Here is a 1235-nt window from a genome sequence, read left to right on the forward strand (position 1 = left end):
TGTAGTGGTCAACTAATCCCGGACACGACGTTAAGTTTTTCCTCGGCCCGCGCTGGCGCCAACCCATCGTTGAACTGATGAGGCCGAATCCAGTTGTAGCGATGCATCAAAAAATGGCTGATATCGCGCTGTGCTTCCTGCGCAGTTCGATAGCCCACGGTCGGTATCCATTCTGTTTTCAAGCTGCGGAAGACGCGCTCCATCGGTGCGTTATCCCAGCAGTTTCCTCGTCGACTCATGCTCTGGCGCATGCGGTATCGCCACAACCGCTGGCGAAAGAGTCGGCTTGCATATTGCGATCCCTGGTCCGAGTGGAATAGCAGATCCGAAGGACTGCCACGCTGCTCGTAAGCCATATCCAGCGCTTTGATCACCAGCCCAGCGTCTGGCTTTTCCGACAGCGCCCAGCCCACGATCCGACGCGTACAAAGATCCAGGACGACAGCCAGGTAATGCCACTTTCCTTGCGCCCAAATGTAGGTGATATCGCCGCACCAGACTTGATTGGGCGCTGGCACGTCGAACTCGCGGTTCAATGTGTTCGGGATATCCAGTCTTTCTACTGTTGCTCGTTTGTAGGCATGGGAGCCGGGTTGTTTGCTGACTAAATCAAGCTCGCGCATCAAGCTACGCACTTTGAATCGACCGAGTTGCTCACCGTCTTCACGCATCAGCGACAGGATGCTGCGACTGCCCGCAGAACTGCGACTTTGCGAGAACAGCTCACTGACGCGACTACGCAATCGAAGCCGTTCAACATCGGGCGTGCGGCGCCGCAGGCGCTGGGCGTAGTAACACGAGCGAGTGACGTCAAGCACCTTGCACAGCCAATCAACCGGCTCATGGGCGCTCAACTGGTCAATCAGCGCGAACGCTCGTGATCTTCCGACATCAAGAGCGCGGTAGCCTTTTTTAGTATTGATTTCTCTCGCTCAAGCCGAGCAATCCGGGCTTCCAGCTCCTGAATTTTTTGCTGTTCCGGAGTCAGTGCCTTGCTCTGCGGGGTGACGCCTTTATGTTCTTTCTGAATCTGGTCAACCCAGCGGCGCAATGCCGACTCACCAATGCCGAGTGAACGGCTGGCTTCGATGTAGCTGTAGTTTTGTTTGAGCACAAGGTCGGCAGCCTCGCGCTTGAATTCAGGAGTAAAGGAGCGGCGTTGTTTGGTCATCTGACACCTCGATCTGGCGAGCATTCTCGCCTAAGTGGGTGTCCGGTTTCATTAGACCACTACA

Annotated in this window: 1 protein-coding gene; it reads right to left on the bottom strand. The window is 55.5% G+C overall.

What is annotated here, in order from left to right; all coding sequences use genetic code 11:
- Nucleotides 1-8: 8 nt before the first annotated feature.
- Nucleotides 9-1171, bottom strand: a protein-coding gene (locus AC6CIA_RS26325; protein WP_498316071.1) for an IS3 family transposase whose coding sequence is annotated in 2 segments (ribosomal slippage) — nucleotides 9-916 and nucleotides 916-1171 — 1164 coding nt in all. Because the reading frame shifts where the segments join, the coding sequence is not laid out codon by codon here.
- Between the last annotated feature and the right edge of the window lie 64 nt (nucleotides 1172-1235).

The organism is Pseudomonas sp. GQ91 (genome assembly GCF_059758795.1).